The organism is Azospirillum sp. UENF 312511, assembly GCF_058780635.1.
Genome location: NZ_JBSNCG010000003.1, coordinates 876,413 through 893,031, shown reverse-complemented (window position 1 = coordinate 893,031; position 16,619 = coordinate 876,413). Strand labels below are relative to the sequence as shown.

Annotated in this window: 18 protein-coding genes; 6 read left to right on the top strand and 12 right to left on the bottom strand. The window is 69.5% G+C overall.

Annotated elements, in window-relative coordinates; genetic code table 11:
- Positions 1–17: 17 nt before the first annotated feature.
- The 8 genes from ACWPN7_RS15555 to ACWPN7_RS15520 all read right to left on the bottom strand — a co-directional run bounded on the left by ACWPN7_RS15555 (position 18) and on the right by ACWPN7_RS15520 (position 6,426).
- Positions 18–1,052 carry an ABC transporter substrate-binding protein gene (locus ACWPN7_RS15555; RefSeq protein ID WP_459196881.1) on the bottom strand — a complete coding sequence of 345 codons (1,035 nt, stop codon included), beginning with the start codon at positions 1,050–1,052 and terminating at the stop codon, positions 18–20.
- Between the two features lie 26 nt (positions 1,053–1,078).
- Positions 1,079–1,927 carry an ABC transporter ATP-binding protein gene (locus ACWPN7_RS15550; RefSeq protein WP_459196882.1) on the bottom strand — a complete coding sequence of 283 codons (849 nt, stop codon included), beginning with the start codon at positions 1,925–1,927 and terminating at the stop codon, positions 1,079–1,081.
- Positions 1,928–1,933: 6 nt separating this feature from the next.
- The gene (locus ACWPN7_RS15545; RefSeq protein WP_459196883.1) at positions 1,934–2,743 is read right to left on the bottom strand and encodes an ABC transporter permease subunit; all 810 of its coding nucleotides are present in this window, start codon (positions 2,741–2,743) and stop codon (positions 1,934–1,936) included.
- A 117-nt stretch (positions 2,744–2,860) separates the two neighbouring features.
- Positions 2,861–3,763: a LysR substrate-binding domain-containing protein gene (locus ACWPN7_RS15540; protein WP_459196884.1), complete on the bottom strand. Its 903-nt coding sequence runs from the start codon at positions 3,761–3,763 to the stop codon at positions 2,861–2,863.
- A 17-nt stretch (positions 3,764–3,780) separates the two neighbouring features.
- Positions 3,781–4,587, bottom strand: coding sequence for an HAD family hydrolase (locus ACWPN7_RS15535; protein WP_459196885.1), 807 nt, complete (start codon positions 4,585–4,587; stop codon positions 3,781–3,783).
- A gap of 65 nt (positions 4,588–4,652) precedes the next feature.
- On the bottom strand, positions 4,653–5,279 hold the full coding sequence (locus ACWPN7_RS15530; protein ID WP_103040247.1) for a malonic semialdehyde reductase: 627 nt from the start codon (positions 5,277–5,279) through the stop codon (positions 4,653–4,655).
- A 329-nt stretch (positions 5,280–5,608) separates the two neighbouring features.
- Positions 5,609–6,124 (bottom strand): metallophosphoesterase family protein, encoded by a 516-nt coding sequence (locus ACWPN7_RS15525; protein WP_451991208.1) that lies wholly within the window; start codon positions 6,122–6,124, stop codon positions 5,609–5,611.
- 62 nt (positions 6,125–6,186) lie between these two features.
- Entirely contained in the window at positions 6,187–6,426 is a 240-nt protein-coding gene (locus ACWPN7_RS15520; RefSeq protein WP_014241380.1) for a DUF4170 domain-containing protein, read from the bottom strand.
- Between the two features lie 261 nt (positions 6,427–6,687).
- Here ACWPN7_RS15520 and ACWPN7_RS15515 point away from each other — a divergent pair, with 261 nt between their 5' ends.
- A complete protein-coding gene (locus ACWPN7_RS15515; protein WP_451991210.1) occupies positions 6,688–7,335 on the top strand; it encodes a cytochrome b/b6 domain-containing protein in 648 nt (215 codons plus the stop codon).
- Positions 7,336–7,398: 63 nt separating this feature from the next.
- On the opposite strand, the gene ACWPN7_RS15510 is transcribed toward ACWPN7_RS15515, so the two are convergent.
- On the bottom strand, positions 7,399–7,827 hold the full coding sequence (locus ACWPN7_RS15510; protein WP_038529411.1) for a c-type cytochrome: 429 nt from the start codon (positions 7,825–7,827) through the stop codon (positions 7,399–7,401).
- A 262-nt stretch (positions 7,828–8,089) separates the two neighbouring features.
- Between ACWPN7_RS15510 and ACWPN7_RS15505 the strand changes: the two genes are divergently transcribed.
- Both ACWPN7_RS15505 and ACWPN7_RS15500 read left to right on the top strand, forming a co-directional pair.
- Positions 8,090–9,295 carry an aspartate transaminase gene (locus tag ACWPN7_RS15505; RefSeq protein WP_103040243.1) on the top strand — a complete coding sequence of 402 codons (1,206 nt, stop codon included), beginning with the start codon at positions 8,090–8,092 and terminating at the stop codon, positions 9,293–9,295.
- A gap of 180 nt (positions 9,296–9,475) precedes the next feature.
- Entirely contained in the window at positions 9,476–9,823 is a 348-nt protein-coding gene (locus ACWPN7_RS15500; protein ID WP_200775932.1) for a hypothetical protein, read from the top strand.
- Between the two features lie 79 nt (positions 9,824–9,902).
- Here ACWPN7_RS15500 and nhaA read toward each other — a convergent pair whose 3' ends face one another.
- The 3 genes from nhaA to ACWPN7_RS15485 form a co-directional block, all read right to left on the bottom strand.
- The gene (gene nhaA / locus ACWPN7_RS15495) at positions 9,903–11,129 is read right to left on the bottom strand and encodes a Na+/H+ antiporter NhaA (RefSeq protein WP_459196886.1); all 1,227 of its coding nucleotides are present in this window, start codon (positions 11,127–11,129) and stop codon (positions 9,903–9,905) included.
- Positions 11,130–11,282: 153 nt separating this feature from the next.
- A complete protein-coding gene (locus ACWPN7_RS15490) occupies positions 11,283–13,322 on the bottom strand; it encodes an elongation factor G (protein ID WP_456524832.1) in 2,040 nt (679 codons plus the stop codon).
- A gap of 246 nt (positions 13,323–13,568) precedes the next feature.
- Entirely contained in the window at positions 13,569–14,507 is a 939-nt protein-coding gene (locus ACWPN7_RS15485; RefSeq protein WP_103040241.1) for a ketopantoate reductase family protein, read from the bottom strand.
- A gap of 304 nt (positions 14,508–14,811) precedes the next feature.
- On the opposite strand from ACWPN7_RS15485, the gene ACWPN7_RS15480 reads away from it, so the two are divergent.
- The 3 genes from ACWPN7_RS15480 (at position 14,812) to ACWPN7_RS15470 (ending at position 16,595) form a co-directional block, all read left to right on the top strand.
- Positions 14,812–15,255: a cache domain-containing protein gene (locus tag ACWPN7_RS15480; protein ID WP_247874596.1), complete on the top strand. Its 444-nt coding sequence runs from the start codon at positions 14,812–14,814 to the stop codon at positions 15,253–15,255.
- A 252-nt stretch (positions 15,256–15,507) separates the two neighbouring features.
- A complete protein-coding gene (locus ACWPN7_RS15475) occupies positions 15,508–15,975 on the top strand; it encodes a Dps family protein (protein WP_035675596.1) in 468 nt (155 codons plus the stop codon).
- A gap of 143 nt (positions 15,976–16,118) precedes the next feature.
- Positions 16,119–16,595, top strand: coding sequence for a DoxX family protein (locus tag ACWPN7_RS15470; RefSeq protein WP_247891796.1), 477 nt, complete (start codon positions 16,119–16,121; stop codon positions 16,593–16,595).
- Positions 16,596–16,619 lie beyond the last annotated feature (24 nt).

Genomic DNA, 16,619 nt, shown 5'->3' with positions numbered 1-16,619 from the left:
GATTGGGGGGCGTCCGGTCAGCTGAGCGGACGCGACAGGATGTCGTTGAAGCGGCGGTCGAAGGCCGGGGCGATGTCGATCCGCCTGGGCAGCACGCCCAGCTCGTGGAAGGTGTCGGCGACGTTCTGGGCCGAGGCGACGTCGGCGTCGGTGATCGGCGCGAGGTCGCGCTGGCGCGAATTCTTCCGGAGGATTTCCAGGTCGATCTCGGCGGAGACGCCGATGGCCGCGGAATGGACCTGCGCCCAGCGCTCCAGATTGGCGGCGCGCCAGGCGAAGGCGCGGCGCAGCCGCAGGAAATACTCCCCGATGGCCGCCGCCTTGCCCGGCTCGGCCAGCGCGTCGGGCGAGGCGAGATACAGGTAGTTGCCCGACAGATAGCCGTTGGAGGTGACGAGGACCCGCGCCCCCTTCTTGATGGCGAAGGGCACGGAATAGCCGTAGATCGCCCAGGCATCGAGCGCGCCCTGTTCGAAGGCGGCCTGTCCTTCCGCCGGGGTCAGGGCGACCGGCTGGATGTCGGTGAAGCGCAGCCCGACCTCGCCCAGCATCTTGGCGAGGTAATATTGCGTGGTGGTGGCGCGGACATAGCCGACGCGCTTGCCCTTCAGATCGGCGACCGAGCGGATCGGGCTGTCTGGCGGAACCAGCACCACCTGCCAGTTCACGTCGTCCTTGACGACGGCGACGATGGACAGGCGCGCCCCGGCGGCGATGCCGAAGGCGGGCGGGATCTCGCTGCTCGACCCCACGTCGATGGAACCGGCGTTGATCGCCTCCACGATCAGGTTGCCGGAGCCGAACTCGGCGAACTGCGACCGGAAGGGTGTCGGCAACTGGCCGGACGCCTCCAGCGCCAGCCCATCCAGCGCCTTGTAGTCGGCGATGCGGAGCACGGTTTCCGGCGTCGGGCCGGAGGCGGCGCGCGAGGGGGCGGGCAGGCCGCCCAGCGCCAGGGCGCCGCAGGCTCCGGCCGCACCGCGCAGCAGGCTGCGCCGCCCGACGCCGGACAGGGAATGGGAAACGGAAGCGGTGGTCGGGTCGAACGGCATGGGTCGGGAGTCCCGCGGTTTGGGAGTCAGTGGGAGGCGGCGGCGACGGCTCCCGCCGGCAGGGCGTAGCCGCCCACGGCCACGCCGGGCGCCGCCGATCTGGAATCGGTTGCGGTGCGCTGTGGCTCCTGCCCGGCGAGATGCTCCTCGTCGATGCCGAGTTCGGAGAGCAGGCGGCTGCGCAGCGCGATGAATCCGGGGTTGCCGTGGCGGCGCGGGCGGGCGAGCGGGACCGGGATGTCGGCGGCGATCCGGCCGTCGGCCATCACCAGGGCGCGGTCGGCCAGCAGCAACGCCTCGTCCACGTCGTGGGTCACCAGAAGGATCGCCGGGGCATGGGCGCGCCACAGCGTTTCGACCAGCCCCTGCATGCGCAGGCGGGTCAGCGCGTCGAGCGCCGCGAAGGGCTCGTCGAGCAGCAGCAGGCGCGGCTCCCGCACCAGCGCGCGGGCCAGCGCCGCCCGCTGCGCCTCGCCGCCCGACAGGGTCAGCGGCCAGGCGCGGGTGCGGTGGGACAGCCCGACCTCCGCCAGGGCGGCGAGGCCGCGGGCTTCCGCGTCGGCATGGCGCAGCCCCAGCGTGACGTTGCGCAGAACCGGCATCCAGGGGACCAGCCGCGGCTCCTGGAACACCACCGCGCGCTCGTCGGGCAGCGTGACCGTGCCGTGCGGCGCCGGGTCCAGCTTCGCCAGCGTGCGCAGCAGCGTGGACTTGCCGCAGCCGGACCGGCCCAGCAGGGCGGTGAAGGACCCCGGCTGAAGATCCAGCGACAGGCCGTCCAGCACGTTGCCGTTGCCGAAGCCACGGACCAGGCCGCGAACCGTCACGACGGCTTCGGTCTCGGGAGCGGCGGTTTGCGGAAGGCTGTGGCTCATGGAGGGTCACTCCTTGATGAAGGCGGGGCGCCAAACCAGGGCCGACCGCTCGATCAACCGGACGATCAGGTCGGCGAGCAGCCCCAGGATGGCGTAGACGATCAGGGCGACGATGATCACGTCGGTGCGCAGGAAGTCGCGGGCGGTCATCGCCAGATAGCCGATGCCGCTGGAGGCGTTGATCTGCTCCCCCACCACCAGGCTGAGCCACGCCACGCCGAGGGCGTAGCGCAGGCCGGTCAGGAAGGAGGGCAGCGCCCCCGGCAGGATGACGAGGGCGATCAGCTCCCGGCGGGTGAGGCCGAGGGTGGACACCGCCTCCACCACCTTGGCGTCGACCGTGCGGATGCCGGCGAACAGGTTCAGGTAGATTGGAAAGGCGGAGCCGAGCGCGACCAGGGCGATCTTCGGCGCCTCGCCGATGCCGAACCACAGGATGAACAGCGGCACCAGCGCCAGATGGGGCAAGGTGCGCAGCATCTGGAGCAGGGCGTCCAGCGCGTCCTCTCCCCGCTTCGACAGACCGGCAACCAAGGCGCAAACCGTGCCGACCGACACGCCGATGGCCAGCCCGGCGCTGACCCGGCCCAGCGACACCAGCAGATGAACCGCCAGCTCGCCGCTGGCCGTCAGTTCCCAGAAGGCCAGCAGGATCTGGGTGGGCGACGGGATGGAGCGGGTGGAAATCCAGCCGAGCCCGACGCTGGTCTGCCACAGCGCCAGCAGGGCCAGAGGCACCGCGCAACGGCGCAGGCCCGCCGCGAACGCGGCGGCGCGGGACGAACGTCCCGGCTGTTTCACGGTGGCTGCCGTCATGATGCCTCCCGAAGCCGGCCAGGGTTGGCGCTACGGGAAAAGCCTATTCCTATTGAGGAAATAGGAAAAACAAAAAACACAAACAGGATTGTTCAGAAATTCTCAAGCAACGAATGTCTAGTGTTGTTTTTTCGATCGGGCGCCGGCCAGCATCGCGCCCAGGGATTCGGTGAGAATTCCGCACAGCCGGTCCACCGCGGGGCTGGCCGCGGACGGCGCGCGGTGCAGTTCCAGCGGCACCGTGCCGAGCGCCGGCAATGCTCCGTCCGGTTCGAGGATCGACAGCGTGTCCGGCAGGCCCAGCGGGGTGCGGACGGTCACCCCCAGCCCGGCTTCGACCGCCGCCCACAATCCGGACAGGCTGGGGCTGGTGAAGGTGATGCGCCAGGGCCGCCCGCCGCCGTCCAGCCGTTCGATCCCGTGCTGGCGGAACATGCAGGGCGCGTCGAGCAGGGCGAGCGGCAGGGAGGTTTCCGGATCGCCCCGGAATCCCTTCGGCGCCACCCAGACCACCGGCAGGTGGGCGAGCGCCGCCGCACCGGGAATGCCGGGCGTGTCGCCGATCTCACCGAAGGCCAAAGCCAGATCGAGCGCTCCGTGTGCGACCCTCTCGCGCAGTTCGCGCCCGCGGCCCACCTGCGCCTCCACATGGATGCGCGGATGGGCGCGGTGGAAGGAGCCAAGCACGGCGGGCAGCCAGCGTTCCGCCAGATCCTGCGGGAAGCCGACCCGCACGGTGCCGTCCATCGCCCGCCCGCGCACGGCGGACAGCGCCTCGTCGTTCAGGGCGACGAGGCGGCGGGCGTAGCCCAGCAGCAGATCCCCGGCGTCGGTCAGCGCCACCGTGCGGCCCGCCTTGCGGAACAGCGGCTGGCCGACCTGCTCCTCCAGCTTCTTCATCTGGAGGCTGATCGCCGACTGGGTGCGGCCCAGCCGCTCGGCGGCGCGGGCGAATCCGCCATGCTCCATGGCGATGACCAGCGCCCGCAGCACGTCCATGTCGAGGTTGGTGGGAAGCATCGCGACCCCGCTGCGCGTCAGCGGACCGCGCCGCGGGCGGCCAGCAACGCGTCGGCCAGCTCCACGAAGCCGTCGCCGCCGGGGCCGCGGGTGATCCAGGCGGGCGGCGCGGAGAGCTTGGGCAGGATGCCGGCCACCGTGCTGACGCCGACCGACAGCGGGAAATGGGCGAACATCGGCGCGTCGTTGAGCGAATCGCCGGCGTAGGCGACCGCATCGGCGGCGGCGTCGATGTCCAGGCCGTGGGTCTCGCGCAGCACACGACGGGCCATGGTCAGCTTGTCGTAGCCGCCGATCCAGCCCAGCACCCACAGCGAATTGACCGTCACGTCCGCCCCGGCCTCGCGGAAGCGTGCGGCCAGGGCCGCCCGCAATCCGGCATCCTCCGGCGCGCGGAAGGCGAGGCTGGTCAGGCGGAAGGGCTGGTCGCTCGCCGGTTCCACCCCCGGCAACGCCTCGCGAATGGTGTGCGACAGCCGGTCGAGCCGTTCCGCGGCCGCCGCCCGCTCCGCCTCCCCGTGCCAGAAGCGGCGCTCGGCGTCGCCGTCCGGGGTGGGGCGCAGGAACAGGCCGCCGTTCTCGGCGATCACCCCGTCCACCGGCCACATGCGGGCCATCTGGTCGGCCCAGCCGGCGGGGGCCGCGGTCACCGGCAACACCGGAAGCCCGGCGTCCCGCAACCGCTCGATGGCGTCGTAGGTGCGGGCGGACAGGCGGCCGCGGTGGGTCAGCGTGTCGTCCATGTCGGTCAGCACGAAGCGCACGCGGGCGAGGTCCGCCGCCGGCGCCTGCGCTAGCGGACGCAAGACGGCAGGGGGGCTCACACCTTCTCCGGGCGCCGCACCCCGGTGGGAACGGTCATGGCGTGCGCCCTCGTCCCGCGGTTGGCTCACAGGATCGTCACGGCCTGGGACAGGTCCAGGCGCGGTGCGCGGGGACGGGCCGGCGGCCCCTCGGCATGGCCGAGCGCCACGAGGATGTTGGCGTGCAGGCGCCCGTCGGGGAAGAACTCCCGGTCCACCGCGTCGGCGTCGAACCCCGACATCGGCCCGGCGTCCAGCCCCAGCAGCCGGGCGGCCAGGATCAGGTAGCCGGCCTGGAGCGTGCCGCTGCGGAAGGCGGTTGCCTCCGTCAGGGCGGGATCGTTGGCGAACAGCGGCGTCGGGTCGAAATGCGGGCTCAGCACCGGCAGATGTTCGGTGAAGCGGCGGTCGTAGGCGGCGATGGCAATGACTCCGGCGGCCAGCTTGGACAGGTTCCCGCGGCTCAGCGCCGGGCGCAGTCGTTCCTTGGCCTCCGGCGTCGTCAGGAAGACGAAACGCGCCGGACTGCCGTTGAAGGCGGTCGGTGCCAGCCGGACCAGTTCGTAAAGCCGGTGCAGCGTCTCCACCGGGACCGGGCGGTCCGACCAGGACTGCGGCGTGCGGGCGTTCAGGAACAGGCGTTCGGCGGCCGGCACGAGGTCGTCCGGAAGACCGGCAAGGGGAGATTCGGCGGAAACGAGGGTGTCCGGCATGAAGCGAGGCTCCGTCTGGGAGAAAGGGGGGGGCAGGTCAGGGCAGAGCGGCCAGCGGCGCCGGGAGGACTGCGGCGCTTCATAACAACAATCCAATGACGTATTTATAATATATATTCCCTATAGAAAAATAGGATTTATGCCCGACGTCAAGCGCGCGCTTCGTCCCGGGTGAGCTTTTTCGACAATTCCGCGACGCGGACGGGGCGCGGCCATCGCGGCAGGATAGGGCAGGAGGACAGGGCAGCAGGACAGGAATGAGCGACTTTTCTCAACAAGCCGCTGCGTCGGCCTTTCCTTGCGGACGGCAACGGCGGGTGTCGCGTGGACTATTCCCCTTTCTTCGTCCGGTGCCGCGAGGCCAGGATCTCATGGACGGTGACCGGGCGGAAATCCCACACATCCACGCCGACGTCGATTTGCCGGGGCATGCCCTTCAGCTGGCCGTGGCTGTGGCCGTGCAGGTTCAGCGCACCCTTGTACATGCCATTCCAGGTGCGGAAGGCGTAATGGCACAGCACCAGCCGCCGCTCGTCCAGCAGCAGTTCCGTGTAGGGCTGCACGCTCGCCCAGCCGGGCAGGGCCAGGGTGGCGGGGCCGTCGTTGTTGCCGGTGATCAGGTGCTTGGTGCCGTGCAGGCGCTCCAGAAGCGCCGCCATCGCGTCCGGCTTGCGGTGCAGGGCGAAGTCGCCGAGGTGCCAGACCTCGTCGTCCGGACCGACCGTGGCGTTCCAGTTGGCCGCCATGGCCTCGTCCATGTCCGCGACCGACGCGAAGGGGCGGCGGAAGCGGCTGAGCGCGCCGGCGTGGCCGAAATGCGTGTCGCTGGTGAAGAAGACCGCCATCGGGGGGCCTCAACGCAGCGGCGGCGCAGAGGGTTCCCCGCGCCGCCGGTTGCGGTCGTCCGTCAACCGTGCTTGTGCCCGTCCGCCGACGGATCGAGCAGCCGGTGCAGGTGCACGATGAAGTAGCGGGTGTGGGCGTCGTCGATGGTCATCCCGGTGGCGCCGCGCCACGCCTTGTACGCCTCGTCGTAGTTGGGGAAGATGCCCACGATATGGACCTTCGTCGGGTCCACGAACTGGTCGGAATCGGGACGGACGAGTTCACCGCCGAAGACGAGGTGGAGAAGCTGCTTGTCGGGCATGACGCGGGCATCCTTGATTGGACGGGGTTGGGACGGATTTTTGAGTACGTCATATCCGTCGTCGGCCCGGTTCTTCAAGTGCAATGACAGTGCTGTACCGCCGCTCTTCCCCCTGATTGTCGCTTTTTTTCCGAAAGGTGGGCAAACGGCACCGCCTTGGGGCATAGTCTAAGGAAGAACAGACGAAGCGAGGGGTGATTCATGGTTGTTGGTAATACCACAAATCGGACGAAGGCCCGGCGCGAGGTGGCAGTCTGGGACTTGCCGACGCGCCTGTTTCATTGGAGCCTGGTCCTTCTGGTGACGGTTGCGGTGGTCTCCGCCAAGACCGACCGCATGACCATCCACATGCTGGCGGGGGAGGCGATCCTGGCGCTCCTGCTGTTCCGGCTCGTCTGGGGGCTGATCGGCAGCCAGACGGCGCGCTTCAGCCATTTCGTGAAGGGGCCGCGCGCCGTCCTCGCCTACGCCTGCGGAATGCTCCGCGCCGGGCGCGGCGGCACCGAGCCGGAGCCGGTCGTCGGGCACAACCCTATGGGCGGGCTGATGGTGCTGGCGCTGCTGGGGGCGCTGACGCTCCAGGCGGTGGCCGGCCTCTTCACCTCCGACGACATCCTGGTGGACGGGCCGCTGGTGGCGCTGGCGTCGGGGAGTGTCGTGGCGGGGTTCAGCACGCTGCACCGCATCCTGGCCGACGGAATCCTAATCCTGATCGGCGTGCATGTGCTGGCCGTGCTGGCCTATCTGGTCGTCAAGCGGGACAATCTGATCCGCCCGATGGTCACGGGGCGGAAGGCGATTCCGGTGGATGCGCCGGTCGATTCGCCGAAGCGTCGTCCGGCCACTCTGGCCCTGGCGGTGCTGGCCGCGGCGGCCGGGCTGGTGGCGGCGGTGGTGCAGGCGGGCTGAGGCCCGCCGCAAGGGTCCTTCCCCGCAAGCGGCGGGGAAGGACGTGTTTGCGGACCGGCCGGATCAGTCGGCGCGGTAGCGCTCGTGGCAGGCCTTGCAGGCGCCGCCCACGGCGGCGAACTGCTTGGCGGTGGCAGCCTTGTCGCCGGACGCCGCGGCGGCTTCCAGCCCCTTGGCGGCCGCCTCGTAGGCCTGGGCCTTGGCGGTGAAGTCGGCGTTGTTCGCCCAGATGTCGGCCTTGGCCTTGGTGTCGCCCTTGTCGCTGCCCGCCGGGAACAGGGTGGGGATCTGGGCGGCGAAGGCGCTCATGCGCTGGGCGGCCGGGCCGACCTGGGCGACCTTGTCGCTCCCCAGCAGGTCCTTGATCTCGGCCATCGCGTTCTTGCTGGTCTGGAAACCGTCCTTGCGCGCCTTGATCGAATCCTGGGCCATCGCCGTGCCGCCGACGAGGAGCAGGGCGGCCGTGGCGGCCAGCGTGACGCGGGTGAGCATGCAGATCCTCCGGATGATGGGTTTGATTAGAAAGAGGTAAGATACCCCGTCCGCGGCGCGGGCTGTCAAGCCGGGCCTGTGCGGTGCAGCATCCGGCCTTTGCGCCGTACGATGCGTCCGTCTGCCGGGAAACCGCCCCGCCGGGGAGTGATCGGCTTGCAAGAGCAATAAGGCGGAAGTAAGGTCCCGCGTCGCGTTCGCGCGGTCATACCAAGTTCTCACCCCAACCTTCCGCCACCTTCGTCATAGGGGCCAGTACGCCATGTCGATCATCGCGTCCCGTCTGTCGCGCATCAAGCCCTCGCCGACCATCGCCGTCACCCAGAAAGCCCGCGAGCTTGCGGCGGCCGGTCGCGACGTCATCGGCCTCGGCGCCGGCGAGCCGGACTTCGACACCCCCGACAACATCAAGGACGCCGCCATCAAGGCCATCCAGGCCGGCGACACCAAGTACACCGCCGTGGACGGCACGCCCGCGCTGAAGAAGGCCATCTGCGCCAAGTTCGAGCGCGAGAACGGCCTGACCTACGCGCCCGACCAGATCACGGTCGGCGTCGGCGGCAAGCAGGTGCTGTACAACGCCCTGATGGCGACGCTGAACGCCGGCGACGAGGTCATCATCCCGGCCCCCTACTGGGTGTCCTACCCGGACATGGTGGAGCTGGCGGAAGGCACGCCGGTCTTCGTCTCCTGCCCGGCCGAGCAGGGCTTCAAGCTGCAGCCCGCCGACCTGGAAAAGGCGATCACGCCGAAGACCAAGTGGCTGATCCTGAACTCCCCGTCCAACCCGTCGGGCGCGGCCTACACGCGCGACGAGATGAAGGCCCTGACCGACGTGCTGGTGAAGCACCCGCAGGTCTGGGTGATGACCGACGACATGTATGAGCACCTGCTCTACGACGGCATCGAGTTCGTGACCCCGGCCCAGGTCGAGCCGGCGCTGTATGACCGCACGCTGACCGTCAACGGCGTGTCGAAGTCCTACGCCATGACCGGCTGGCGCATCGGCTACGCCGGCGGCCCGAAGGCGCTGATCAAGGCGATGGGCGTGATCCAGAGCCAGTCGACCTCCAACCCGACCTCGATCGCCCAGGCCGCCGCCGTCGAGGCGCTGAACGGCCCGCAGGACTTCATCGCGGAGCGCGCCGCGGTGTTCGCCCAGCGCCGCGATCTGGTGGTGTCGATGCTGAACCAGGCCAAGGGCATCTCCTGCCCGAAGCCGGAAGGCGCCTTCTACGTCTACCCGTCCTGCGCCGGCACCATCGGCAAGACGACGCCGGACGGCAAGGTGATCGAGACCGACGAGGATTTCGTCACCTACCTGCTGGAGTCGGAAGGTGTGGCGGTCGTCCAGGGTTCGGCCTTCGGCCTCGCTCCGCACTTCCGCATCTCCTACGCGACCAGCACCGAGGCCCTGGAAGAGGCCTGCAAGCGCATCCAGCGCGCCTGCGGCAATCTGAGGGACTGATCTCCGGCGGCATTTGACCGGTCGTCGAAAAAGGGCCGGGGGCGAAAGCCCCCGGCCCTTTTCTTGTGCGCGGGATCGAAGGGGCTTTCACGCCTTGTGCGTGTGGTCGTCTGTGGTATGGGGCCGCGCCGTCATCGCCGGCGTCGCCTTTGGAGAACAACGATCAGGAGCATCCCGACGATGCCTTACGTCCCACCGACCCGGCGGAAAACCGCCGCAGCCACCTCCCTTCTGGCCAATCCGGGTCCCGACGATGGCAATCCCATCTTCGTGAAGGTGCCACAGGCGGACTGGGCCAAGCTGGGCTACCAATACACCCTGACCATCCAATGGCCGAACGTCGCCGTCGAGGGCACGGACCCGATCACGGTGCGCGCCCATGTCCACTACAAATGGAATGGCAATGGCTGGACCAAGATCGCGGGCAACGCCTGGATTTCCAAGCTGAACGACTGGAGCACCCAGGCCTCCGGGGCGGTCGTCGCGATGGCCCCCGGCCAGCCCCCGGACCAGAACTATCACCCTTGATGATCCACCCCTGACGGCGCCGACCTTCACGGCCGATGCGAGTTGGGGGGCAGGCGAGGGGGCCCGGAGGCCCCTCCGCTCACGCGCGGCGGTCGGCCCCCGCGGCGTGCAGGGCCGGCGCGGCGTCCTTGGTCGAGACCAGCCGCAGGACCAGGGCGCCCGCCGTCGCCGACAGAATCGACCCGGCGAAGACGCCCACCTTCACCGCGTCGCCCAGCTCCGGCGAGGTCGGGAAGGCCAGCGCGCCGATGAACAGGCTCATGGTGAAGCCGATGCCGCACAGCAGGGCGACGCCGTAGAGCTGCGCGGTGGTGGCGCCGGCCGGCATGCCGGCGAAGCCCAGCCGGATGGTCAGCCAGGCGGTGCCGAACACGCCGACCATCTTGCCGAGGAACAGGCCAAGCGCGATGCCCAGCGGCAGCGGGCCGGTGAGGATCGAGGCGTCCATCCCGGCGAAGGACACGCCCGCGTTGGCGAAGCCGAAGACCGGCACGATCAGGAAGGCGACCCAGGGGTGGATGCAGTGCTCCAGCCGCAGCAGCGGCGCATGCGGGTCCGCCGCCGCGCCGGAGGCGGGACGCAGCGGGATGGTCAGGGCCAGGGTCACGCCGGCCAGCGTCGCGTGCACGCCCGACAGCAGAACCGTGCCCCACAAGCCCGCGCCGAGGACCAGATAGGGCACGAGGCTGCGCACGCCGAACCGGTTCAGGCCGATCAGCGCCACCAGGAGCAGTGCCGCCACGCCGAGCGCGGGCAGGGACAGGTCGGCGGTGTAGAACAGGGCGATGATGATGACCGCGCCCAGGTCGTCAATGATCGCCAGGGCGGTCAGGAAGATCTTCAGCGAGACCGGAACGCGCGGCCCAAGCAGCGACAGCACGCCGAGCGCGAAGGCGATGTCGGTCGCCGCCGGGATGGCCCAGCCGTTGACCGTGGCCGGGTTGCCGGCGTTGAAGGCCAGATAGACCAGCGCCGGCACCAGCATGCCCCCCGCCGCGGCGACGCCCGGCAGGATGCGGCACGACCAAGTGGACAGCTGGCCGTCGAGCATCTCCCGCTTGATCTCCAGCCCGACCAGCAGGAAGAAGATCGCCATCAGGCCATCGTTGATCCAATGGCCGATGCTGAGCCCGAGGATGTAAGTGTGCAGCGTGTCGAAATAGGCGGCGGAGAGGGGGGAGTTCGCCACCACCAGAGCCAGCGCCGCGGCCACCATCAGCAGGATGCCGCCCGACGCCTCGTTGCTCATGAAGTTGCGGATGAAGGCTGCCGGGCGCCGGCCGGCGGGTTGCCTGTGAGCATCCATGGCGCGCCATTCCTTTCGTATACGGTCAATTAATTCGGTCGGCTGACACGTGGGGATGCGGAGGGGCCACGGACAGGTTGAATCGACCGGATTGAACCGAAAACGACCCCCTCTCCCGCTCCCGGAAAGGAGCGGGAGAGGGAATTCGAGGATTTATTGCGCGGCCAGCGTCTCCTTGCGGATCTCCACCGCCTTGTCGGCGGCCTTGCCGGTCAGTTCCTGCAGCCGTTCGAAGCTCCAGGTGAAGGTGCCGACGCCGAGCGACAGGGAGCGCAGCTCGACGATCAGGTCGTGCATCTCGGCCTGCGGCAGATAGGCCTTCACCTCGTCCCAGCCCTGCCAGCCGGGGCGCGCGTCGTAGCCGAGGATCTGCCCGCGCCGCCCGCTGACCAGCCGCTGCACCTTCGAGGTGAAGTCGCTGGGCACGGCGATGGAGACGGTCAGGATCGGCTCCAGCAGCACCGGTTCGCAGGCCGGCAGCGCCTCGGTCATCGCCTGCCGGGCCACCGTCTTGAAGGCCATCTCGGAGCTGTCCACGGCGTGGAACTGCCCGCCGGTCAGCCGTACCGCGAAATCCACCACGGGGAAGCCCAGCGGCCCGCGCACCGCGTAGTCGCGCACGCCGGTCTCCACCGCCGGGATGAACTGGCGCGGCACGACGCCGCCGACGATGCCGTCCTCGAACTGGAAGCCGGTGCCGCGGGGCAGCGGCTTGACCTCGACATGGATGTCGGCGAACTGGCCGTGGCCGCCGGTCTGCCGCTTGAAACGGGCGTGGTGGGCCGTGCCCTTGCGGATCGACTCGCGGTAGGGGACCTGCGGCGGCACGCCCTTGACGGTGACGTTGAACTTGTTGCGCAGCCGGTCCATGGCGATCTGGAGATGGATGTCGCCCTGGCCCCACAGCACCAGCTCGCCGGTGTCGGTGGACTGGTCCAGACGCAGGGACGGGTCCTCCTCGACCAGCTTCTGGATGGCCGCGGTCAGCTTCACCTCATCGTTGCGGTTCTGGGCGTGCAGGGCGAGGCCGAAGACGGGTGGCGGCAGCTCCGGCCACAGCGCCGACCGGCCGGCGTTGCCCTTGTCGGTCAGCAGGTCGCCGGTCGCCGCCTTGTCGAGCCGGCCGAGCGCCACCACCTCGCCGGCCGCCGCCTGGGACAGCTTCTCCTGATTGTGGCCCATCATGCGGAAGACGCCGGACACCCGCTCCCCGCCCAGCGTCATGCCGTCGTTGACCGTGCCGCGCCAGACCCGGACGAGGCTGATCTTGCCGGCGTGCGAGCCGTTCAGCGTCTTGAAGACCTGGGCGGCCACCGTGGCGTCTGCCGGGATGCCGGCGCGCTCCGCCGAGGTGGCGACGTCCGGCCCCTCGTGGCGCAGCGCCTTCAGCAGGCGGCGGATGCCGTTGTCGTTCTCCGCCGAGCCGAAGAAGACCGGCACGATCAGGTCGTCGGCCAGTTCGCTGGCCAGTCGGTCGTAGACCTCCTGGGTGTCGGGGGCGACGTCCTCCAGCAGCTTTTCCAGAAGCGCGTCGTCATAGTCGGCCACCGCCTCCAGCATCTCCTGCCGCGCCTCGTGCTCGCGGTCCTTCAGGCTGTCGGGGATCTGGACGAGGTTGGACGGCTTGTGCGGGTTGAAGTGCCAGGCGCGCTCGCTGACCAGATCGACGAAGCCGGTGATCTTCCCGCCCTCGCGGATCGGCACCTCGCGCAGCACCAGCTTGCGCGCCGACACCGCCTGATAGGCCTGCACCACGTCGCGCACCCGCAGGTCGCCCAAGCTGTCCACCTTGTTGATGAACAGCAGGTGGGGGATGCGGTTGTCGTCGAGGAACTTGAACAGGGGGGCGAGCAGCACGGCCTTTTCCGGTGCGGCCTCCGCCACGATCACGGCGACGTCCGCCACCATCAGGGCGCTTTGCGTCTCGCAGGCCAGCTCCACCGAGCCGGGGCAGTCGAGCACGCTCCAGCGTTCGCCCAGGAACTCGAAGGAGGCGACGTTGACCTCGACGCTCATCTGCCGGGCCTTGGCCTCGGGGGAGCTGTCGCCGACCGCGTTGCCGTCGCGGACGCTGCCCTTGCGCGTGGTCGCCCCGGCGGCGGACAACAGGCTTTCCAGAAGCGATGTCTTGCCGCTGAGATAGGGGCCGACCAGCGCAGCGCAGCGGGCCGTCTGGATCTGTGAATGGGGCATGCACACCTCCCGTATGGCGTCTTCCCGTGTGGGCATCGGCCGGAACGCCGGGTGGCCTGGGTGGGCCGGGTGGGACGCTGTGGCCGGAAGCACCGGCGGCGCGCATGGCCCTGACAGGGTGCCGGACTGGTCCGGTGCTTTGAAAACAGTGCCTTTTCAAGGTTATGGTCCACCCGTGGCGGGGGACCTGTCGATGGAAAAAAGGGGCGGCATGACGTCACGCCGCCCCCGCTGGGGTGTCATTCCTCAGGGCGGGCTGTTTGAAGGGGCACCATCGGCGTAGGGCGCCAGGGCCGCCGCGACCACCCGGTGGACGGGCGTCGGCACCCCCAGCTCCGAGCCGAGCTGCACCACCGCCCCGGACAGCCAGGGCAGCTCCAGCCGCCCGCCCCGCATCAGGTCGTTCAGCATGGACGAGGTCATGGCGGGCGGCACGCCGTCGAGCAGCGCCTCGACGCGGGCGACGATGCCGGTGCCAAGATCGATGTCGCGGGCGCGGGCCAGCCGGGCGACCTCGGCCACCGCGTCGAGGAACAGGGCGCGGCTTTCCGGAACGCGGCGGATCACCCCGGCGGGCTGGCGGGTCAGGGCGGTGACCCCGCTGAAGGGCGCCAGGAAGGCGAATTTCTCCCACTGCGCGCGCAGGATCGCCGCGGACAGCACCGCCTCGAACCCGGCCGCCTCGGCCAGCGCGTGGAAGGCGGTCAGCCGGGGCGAGGGGCGCCCGTCCAGCTCTCCGTAGGTCAGGCGGGCCAGCGTCCCGGTGTGGCGGATCACGCCCGGGGCGGCGATGGTGGCGCCGATGTGGGCGACGCCGCCCGCCACATGCTCCCGCCCCAGGATCTGGCACAGCGTGTCCATGCCGGTGACGCCGTTCTGCACGGTGACCACCACGGTGCCCGGCTTCACCAGGGGGCGGCAGGCCTCCGCGGCGCGGTCGGTGTCCCACAGTTTGACGGCGAACAGCACGAGGTCCACCGGCCCGACCTCGGCCGGGTCGTCGGTTGCGCGGACGTCGGTCAGATGCAGGGGTGCGGCCTCGCTCTCGATGCGCAGTCCGTCGCGGCGGATGGCTTCCAGATGCCGGCCGCGGGCGATGAAATGCACCTCGGCTCCGTGGGTCGCCGCGAGGCGTGCGCCGAAATAGCCGCCGACCGCGCCCGCCCCCATGATTGCGATGCGCATGCGTTGCTCCTCCCAAATGCGGTCCGGGCCGGCGCGCACCGTTGGATGGAGCCGATCGATCGGCGGAGGCCGGGCGGGCCTTTGGTGCCGGACGCTGGGGACAGTGTGGCGCGCGCGGAACTTTGCGGCAATAGGCCGCAGGATTGCGGATTGCCGGAGGCCGACTTTCTTTCGACAGTGGGCGAACCGATCGGCGCCCCTTTCCGCATCACGTTCCCGCATTGGCCGGTCCGGGGGATTTGCCATGGGATGTGTCATCAGCGCCTTCGTCCGAGTGCCGCCGCTCCGCGTCTTATGGGTTCTTTTGACCGCTCTTCTGATCGCAGCGCTCCACCCCGCGGGTGCCCGCGCCCAGCCCGGCGATCCGGAGCGCGAGCAGGTCCGCGCCGTCGCGCTGAAGGCGGCGGAGTTGATCGCCGCCCGGGGGCTGGAGGCGGCGGCGGCGGCGTTCAACCGCGACGGCGAGTTCAGGCACGGCGCGCTCTACGTCACGGTCATCGACTTCGCCGGGGTGTGGAAGGTCTATCCGCCCCGGCCCGCCGGGGTCGGGGTCAGCGTGATCAACGTGAAGGACCCGGACGGCCGCGACATCGTCCGCGACATCCTGTCGGTGGCGCGGGACTCGGGCGAGGGCTGGGTGGAGTACCGCTGGTTGAACCCCGCCAGCGACCGGATCGAGCCGAAAACCACCTTCGTGAAGCGGGTGCCGGGCCAGGATCTGGTCGCCTATGTCGGGCTGTACCATTGACGCCGCGCGGCCAAGTGTCCGGGGCGCCCGATACTGATGCTTGATACGGATGCTGTTGCGGCGCACATCTTGACCCGCACCGGGCGCGCCCAAGCTTGTCGGGGTGGCCTTCACGGCATGCCGGGGCATGCGGGTTGCGCAGGGCTGCTTTTTAGAAAGTTTCTAAAGTAGGGTCTTTACCCGGGGCGCAGCGGGGCGTAGCCTCGATTGCAGCCACGAATGGAAGACAACCCCTCGGAGGATTGGGAAACCATGCAGATCGACATCGGGATCGCGGAAGCCGACCGCAAGGCCATTGCCGAAGGCCTGAACAACGTGCTCGCCGACACCTTCGCCCTGTACCTGAAGACGCATTCCTTCCACTGGAACGTCACGGGGCCGATGTTCAACACGCTCCACACCATGTTCATGACCCAGTACACGGAGCTGTGGACCGCCCTGGACGAGGTGGCGGAGCGCATCCGCGCCCTTGGCTATCCGGCGCCGGGCAGCTTCTCGCAGTTTACCAAGCTCGCCTCGATCAAGGAGGAGCAGGGCGTTCCGAACGCGCAGGAGATGCTGCGCCAGCTCGTCGAGGGGCACGAGGCCGTCGCCCGCACCGCCCGGAAGGTCTTCCCGACCGCCGAGGAGGCCAACGACCAGCCGACCGCCGACCTGCTGACCCAGCGCCTGCAGATCCACGAGAAGACCGCCTGGATGCTGCGCTCCATGCTGGAGTAGTCGGCGCCGAACAGCGGTTCGCGATTCGACTTTGTGATTCGGCGGGGCGCCGTCCTTCGGGGCGGCGCCCCGTCCTTTTTGGGCCAAACACAACAACAGGGGGAAACAACCGGGCGGGACCGCGCGTTCTCCTTGGATGTCCGATGGACGCGGGAGAGGGCGCCATGGCCTCCTACAATTACGACCGAGCGCGGGGAGCGGAGCGGGCGGCGACGGGCGGGCAGGATGTCCTGCTGCTGGCCGCAAGGCTGCTGATCGGGGCGATTTTCGTGCAGAGCGGCTTCGGCAAGCTGATGAATCTCGGTGGCTTCGCTGAAAGCCTGGGAGGGCAGGGGCTGCCCATGCCGATGCTGCTGGCCGCGCTGGGCGGTGCGGTGGAATGCTTCGGCGGTCTGGCCGTGGTGCTGGGGGCATGGACGCGGCTGGCCGCGGCGGCGGTGGTGCTCTTCACCATCATGGCGACGCTGATCGCCCACCGCTACTGGACCTATCCGCCGGAGGCCCAGGGGATGCAGCGCATCCAGTTCATGAAGAACCTTGCCATCATCGGCGGCTTCCTCGCGCTGATCGCCGCCGGAGCCGGGCGGTTCAGCGTGGACGGTTTGATGAACCGGCGGTAGGAGGGAGCCGGGCGACCGGCCCCC

Bases quoted from the DNA above. Each gene is read 5' to 3' on its own strand.
- ACWPN7_RS15530 (WP_103040247.1), bottom strand. From the start codon at position 5,279: ATGCCGGACACCCTCGTTTCCGCCGAATCTCCCCTTGCCGGTCTTCCG.
- ACWPN7_RS15525 (WP_451991208.1), bottom strand. From the start codon at position 6,124: ATGGCGGTCTTCTTCACCAGCGACACGCATTTCGGCCACGCCGGCGCG.
- ACWPN7_RS15555 (WP_459196881.1), bottom strand. From the start codon at position 1,052: ATGCCGTTCGACCCGACCACCGCTTCCGTTTCCCATTCCCTGTCCGGC.
- ACWPN7_RS15510 (WP_038529411.1), bottom strand. From the start codon at position 7,827: ATGCTCACCCGCGTCACGCTGGCCGCCACGGCCGCCCTGCTCCTCGTC.
- ACWPN7_RS15490 (WP_456524832.1), bottom strand. From the start codon at position 13,322: ATGCCCCATTCACAGATCCAGACGGCCCGCTGCGCTGCGCTGGTCGGC.
- ACWPN7_RS15540 (WP_459196884.1), bottom strand. From the start codon at position 3,763: ATGCTTCCCACCAACCTCGACATGGACGTGCTGCGGGCGCTGGTCATC.
- nhaA (WP_459196886.1), bottom strand. From the start codon at position 11,129: ATGGATGCTCACAGGCAACCCGCCGGCCGGCGCCCGGCAGCCTTCATC.
- ACWPN7_RS15505 (WP_103040243.1), top strand. From the start codon at position 8,090: ATGTCGATCATCGCGTCCCGTCTGTCGCGCATCAAGCCCTCGCCGACC.
- ACWPN7_RS15470 (WP_247891796.1), top strand. From the start codon at position 16,119: ATGGACGCGGGAGAGGGCGCCATGGCCTCCTACAATTACGACCGAGCG.
- ACWPN7_RS15550 (WP_459196882.1), bottom strand. From the start codon at position 1,927: ATGAGCCACAGCCTTCCGCAAACCGCCGCTCCCGAGACCGAAGCCGTC.
- ACWPN7_RS15520 (WP_014241380.1), bottom strand. From the start codon at position 6,426: ATGCCCGACAAGCAGCTTCTCCACCTCGTCTTCGGCGGTGAACTCGTC.
- ACWPN7_RS15485 (WP_103040241.1), bottom strand. From the start codon at position 14,507: ATGCGCATCGCAATCATGGGGGCGGGCGCGGTCGGCGGCTATTTCGGC.
- ACWPN7_RS15475 (WP_035675596.1), top strand. From the start codon at position 15,508: ATGCAGATCGACATCGGGATCGCGGAAGCCGACCGCAAGGCCATTGCC.
- ACWPN7_RS15545 (WP_459196883.1), bottom strand. From the start codon at position 2,743: ATGACGGCAGCCACCGTGAAACAGCCGGGACGTTCGTCCCGCGCCGCC.
- ACWPN7_RS15500 (WP_200775932.1), top strand. From the start codon at position 9,476: ATGCCTTACGTCCCACCGACCCGGCGGAAAACCGCCGCAGCCACCTCC.